We start from the raw sequence: 5,640 nt of genomic DNA, 5'->3' as shown, positions 1-5,640 counted from the left end.
TAGGTTCAATGTATATGATAATAGATAATTCAATGACAGTAGGTAGTGCGATTACAACTTTCAGTAAAACTACCATTACAATACCTGACGGATTTTCTGTTGAAGACACAGGTAACAATGTTTTAGAGTTATATAACAAAAACAATAATGAAAAAATACAAATTTATGACTTGGGTAAAGGAAATACTGTAAAAAAAATGCATTCCAATTATACAGCAACCCTTCTTGAAGAACAAGACTTTAAGAATACCACAAATAAAACATTTGAGATGGATGATGTAAACATTACTCAAACAATATTAACAGGTGAAAATGACACAATTGTCGTTTCATCTTTTTATCAATATAAGCACACATATATAATATTTATGTCAGGATACGACGATCTCAATACCACAACACAAGATTTGGACTGTATATTATATACATTACGCCCAGATTACAAGCAATCACAAGATTAAAGAGGAATGAAGTTGAGTGAATTTAAATTTACTGCAATAGTGCTGGGAAGCAATTCAGTTAATGAACTTAAAAAAACTCTCAACTCATTTACTAATCAAACATTAAATTTTAGGGAAAATATTGAAATCATTGTCATTGACAACAAAGCAAACTATATAAAAAATATTTTCAATGAAGACGATGATAAAAATATAAAATATATCGAATCAAATTCTCCAACAGCAGCAAATATCGGACTTGAAAATGCTAACGGAGAATATATTATTATTTTACATGCAAATGATTATATTTCAGAAAATACATTAGAAGATACTTTAAAGCTAATTGAAAATGATAAAGATGTGGATTTAATAACCATACCAATTTATTACTATAAAAATGGAAGAAAAGAAAGATATCTAGATTACTCTATTAATGAAAATGGAATATTTGATTTGAATAAAAATTCTGAATTTGTCCAGTTGCTAGGACCTTCAACAATTATCAAAAAAGAAGCCATAAAAGACATTCGATACTTGGATGAATATAACCACCACCTTGCTTTTTTAAATGAAATATCATTAGACAGTCCAAAATTAGGAATTTGCAAACAAGGAAGTTTTTTTATTGAAAATATTGAAGAAAAAATACTTCCAACAGAAGAAATTGCCCTAAATAATAATGAATATTTAAAATTCATAGATAATAATCTCAATACAATTATCAAAAAAAGCGAAAGCAATTTTCAAGAAATTCCAAAATTTGTTCAATATGAACTATTAAATCAACTTAAATGGCTTTCAGCCATAGAATATTCTAAAGAAGAACTAGATTTAACCAGATTAAAACCTTTCGTTGAAAGTATTGATGATAATATAATTTTGAATAACCTTTTAATTGAAAATGACACTAAAATCTTTTTATTCAAATTAAAATATGACCAAATTCCAAAAGATTTAATTGAAAAACTAAATTTGAATACTGTGTTTATTGATATTTACGACATAATCAATAACAAGCTGAACATATTGGCCAGCTTGACAATGCTTACAGATATAAAGCTAGATATCATAGTTAACGGAGAAAAAATAAATACAACCATAAAAAAATTCCCACAATATGATAAATACAGTTTAGGACATAAATATGCTTCAGATTATTCAATTGAAGCAACAATACCATTATCAGAAAGTAAAAAATATGAAATTAGATGGGAAACAGAAAATGTACGATTAAAAATTGATTTTTCAAGACCATGTAACTTTTCAAAATCCATTGGATATGGTAAAACAAAACACTACATCAGTATCTTAAAAGAAAATAGAATAATAGTAAAAAGAAAAACAACATTAAACTGGATAAAGCAAGAATTAAGCACCCAAATAAACATGATAAGACGTCATGAATCGGGCTTTTTAAAAGCATTGCCATTTAGAATGGCTTATATGCTAAGCTATCCGTTTTTAAAAAATAAAAGAATATGGTTTTATATGGATCGCCCAGATGAGCCTGATGACAATGGATTGCATCTTTTCAAATATTCCGTCAAACAAAATGAAGACATTGATAAATACTTCATCATAGATGCAAACAATGAAGATTTTGATGAAATTAAAAAAATAGGTAAAGTTCTGCCATATAAATCATTTAAACATAGACTTTTAGGATTATATGTTGAAAACATAATATCTTCCCACCCGGACAATGAAATAATTTATCCCTTTTGGGGAGGTTATCCATTCTTTGCAGGTCTTTTAAAATCAAACAATATATTTCTACAACATGGGATCCTTAAGGATGATATTTCAGATTGGTTAAATAGAAAAAACATGAATTTGTCTTTCTTTTTGGTCAGTTCAAAAAAGGAATATGATTCAACTTTTAAATACCCTTACAATTATGGAAAAAAAGTCATTCAACTAAAAGGCTTGCCCAGATATGACAACCTTAAAAATGTAGAGGACAAACATGAAATAATCATTATGCCCTCTTGGAGAAGATACCTCACTAGAAAATCAAATGAATATATTGCTGAAACAGAATATTTTAAACGATTCAACAGTTTAATAAACAATGAAAAATTAATTGAAAAAGCCAAAGAGCATAATTACGAAATCATATTTAGGCCCCATCCAAATGTTTACAATTTTATAGAGTTATTTGATGAAAACGATTATGTTAAAATAGATTATGAAAAAACTAAGTTTCAGACATTATTTAATAATGGGTCATTGCTGATAACCGATTATTCTTCAGTAGCTTTTGATTTTGCATATTTATATAAACCTGTGATTTATTATCAATATGGTAATGATTATCATTTTGATACTGAAAGAAGCTTTTTTGACTATGAAAGTATGGGGATGGGAGAGGTATGCAAAAATGAAGATGAACTTGTTGATTTGATAATTGAATATATTGAAAATGACTGCAAAATTAAACAAAAATATTCCAAACGAATTGATAATTTTTTCCTATTTAACGATAAGAACAATTGCAAACGAGTTCATGAAGCAATAAAGGAAATCCCTTTAAAGGATTAAGTCCGTATCTGTCCCTTGAAAATTTTCGATATTCAATATTTTCATATTCTTTAAAACCAAAATGCTCATCCATCTTTAAAATATCATTCAAAATCAACCAATTAGCAACTTTAAATCATCATGAATGTTAAGTAATGCATTAATCAGTGTTTACAATACTGAGAGCGAAAACACCCGCTCCAAAACCATTATCAATATTTACAACAGCAATTCCAGGAGCGCATGACTGAAGCATCGCATCAAGTGCAACTCTTCCACCTTCACCCACACCATAACCAATGGAAGTCGGAACACCGATAACGGGAACGTCAACTAAACCTGCAACAACAGAAGGCAACGCCCCCTCCATCCCAGCGCAAACAATGAATGCACGAACACCTTCCTTAACCATATGGGCAATCTGCGGAAACAGCCTGTGGATTCCGGCAACACCAATATCATAAGAAGTGATGGCTTCACATCCCCCTTCCTCAACAATCACTCTTGCCTCTTCAGCAATGTTAATGTCTGAAGTTCCTGCAGTAATAATGCCTATTTTTGCAACAGGGTCTTTTTTAGCAATTTGTTTTCTAATAACTAAAATTTTGGCCCTTCTGTTGTAATCAAAAATAAAGGAATCATTTCCCAAATCATTTAAAATATTTTCATATCTTTCAAGAGACAATTTTGTTATAATCAAATCATCATCACTGTTTTCAAGGTATTGCCTAATAATTAAAATCAAATCATCATAATCCTTACTTTCAGCAAAGATTGCTTCGGGAAAACCTGTACGATTATTCCTTTTTATATCAAATTTAGCAACATCATCAAATTCCAAAATTGCATCGGCCTTTAGAAGATTTTCAGCTTCTTCAACAGTAAGTTCTCCACTAACCAATCTTTCAAGAATATCTTTCATAGTATTACTTAGGATAAAATTTTATATAAAATTTAACTTAAATAATATATTTATGAAAGCTCAAAAGGTTTTGACACAAGGAATAGTCCAAGGCGTAGGATTCAGACCATATGTATATAGACTAGCAACCGATTTGAATCTTAAAGGATACGTCAGAAACCTTGGAAATGTCGTTGAAATCATAATTGAAGGAAAAAACACTGAATCATTCATTGAAAGACTTCCCAATGAGCTGCCGCCAATCGCCAAAATTGACTCCATGATAATTGAAGATATTGAAAGCAAGAATTATCCTGATTTTGAAATCATTGAAAGTGGAGATGCATATTCAGGAGTAAGCGTAATACCTCCAGACATTGCAATTTGTGACAAATGCCTTGAAGAAATTAGAAATCCAAAAGACAGACGATATAAATATCCGTTTAATGCATGTACTGATTGCGGACCCCGATTTACAGTTATTGAAAGCGTTCCCTATGATCGAGTGAGAACTTCAATGGATGAATTTCCACTATGTGATGACTGTCTTGTGGAATATAGGGAGCCACTTAACAGGAGATATCATGGAGAAGCCATTTGCTGCAGTGAATGCGGACCTCAAATGGCATTTTATGATGGTTCAAATAAAATAAATTGTGAAAATCCCATTAAAAAAGGAGCAGACATCCTGAAAGAAGGCAGAATATTAGCCATCAAAGGAATCGGAGGAACACATTTAGTTGTCGATGCATATAACGACGATGCAATCAAAGAGCTTAGAAAACGTTTAAACAGACCAAATCAGGCCTTTGCAGTTATGAGCAAGGATTTAAAATCAGTCCAAAATTATGCTCACCTATCCGAAAAGGAAATAAAAACAATTACATCAAATAAAAGGCCAATTGTGATTTTAAAGAAAAATGACAATTATCCATTTCCGGAATCCCTCTCTCCAGGCCTTCACAATATCGGAGTGATGCTTCCCTACTCCCCAATGCATTATTTACTTTTTGATGAAAGTGACATCGACACATATGTCATGACTTCAGCAAATACTCCTGGAGAGCCAATGATGATTAAAAATGAAGACATCATAAATGGAGTTACCTAATCCATAATCGTAAGATATTAAATAGATGCGATGATTCCGTTATCAGATTCAGAAACAATGAACTGTCATTCATCAGACGTTCAAGAGGATATACACCGGAGCCATACAAAATCAATTATGAAGTCAATGATTTGAATGTTCTGGCTTTAGGTCCGGAACTTGATGTTACATTCTCCATTGCCAAAGATGACATCGTATATCCTTCACAGCATATCGGAAATACAAACAAACCAAAAACATTGGAATTTTTAAAGGAAGCAATTGAAAACATGCAGAGGATTACTAAAATCAATGAATTTGATGCAATTGCATGCGATATGCACCCCCATTTTTTTACAACACGCCTAGCCCATCAATTGGCTGAGGAGTATGGTGCAGAGGTAATTCCTATACAGCACCATCATGCACATGCCATTGCTCTTGCCAATGACAGCTCAATTGATGAAATGATTGTTATTGCAGCTGATGGAGTGGGTTATGGTAGTGACGGAAGTAGCTGGGGTGGAGAAATCCTTTATACCGACATTAAAGATTTTGAAAGATTGGGACATCTTGAAAGCCAGCTAATGCCCGGCGGAGATATGGCAACAAAATATCCTGCAAGAATGCTTGCAAGCATCCTGAAAGATGAAGATTTGATTAAAAATTATGCCAATCATTTCAAA

General features: G+C 31.6%; 3 protein-coding genes and 1 pseudogene. 3 read left to right on the top strand and 1 reads right to left on the bottom strand.

What is annotated here, in order from left to right:
* Positions 1–461, top strand: a 461-nt coding sequence (locus QZ143_RS09250) for a hypothetical protein (RefSeq protein ID WP_292883498.1), incomplete at its 5' end; no start/stop codon positions are given.
* 12 nt (positions 462–473) lie between these two features.
* Positions 474–2,984, top strand: coding sequence for a CDP-glycerol glycerophosphotransferase family protein (locus tag QZ143_RS09245; RefSeq protein ID WP_292883495.1), 2,511 nt, complete (start codon positions 474–476; stop codon positions 2,982–2,984).
* Between the two features lie 139 nt (positions 2,985–3,123).
* Here the strand turns inward: QZ143_RS09245 and larB are convergent, their stop codons facing one another.
* Positions 3,124–3,885 carry a nickel pincer cofactor biosynthesis protein LarB gene (gene larB, locus QZ143_RS09240; RefSeq protein ID WP_292609811.1) on the bottom strand — a complete coding sequence of 254 codons (762 nt, stop codon included), beginning with the start codon at positions 3,883–3,885 and terminating at the stop codon, positions 3,124–3,126.
* Positions 3,886–3,937: 52 nt separating this feature from the next.
* Between larB and hypF the strand changes: the two are divergent.
* Positions 3,938–5,640 (top strand): annotated as a pseudogene (gene hypF / locus QZ143_RS09935) (carbamoyltransferase HypF); the annotation flags it as partial.

It is taken from the genome of Methanobrevibacter sp. UBA188, from assembly GCF_905234905.1.
Taxonomy (GTDB): Archaea; Methanobacteriota; Methanobacteria; order Methanobacteriales; family Methanobacteriaceae; genus Methanocatella.
This window is presented reverse-complemented; position numbering and strand designations above follow the sequence as displayed.

Excerpts from the sequence above, each read along its gene's own strand:
- larB (WP_292609811.1), bottom strand. The coding sequence starts at position 3,885 with ATGAAAGATATTCTTGAAAGATTGGTTAGTGGAGAACTTACTGTTGAA.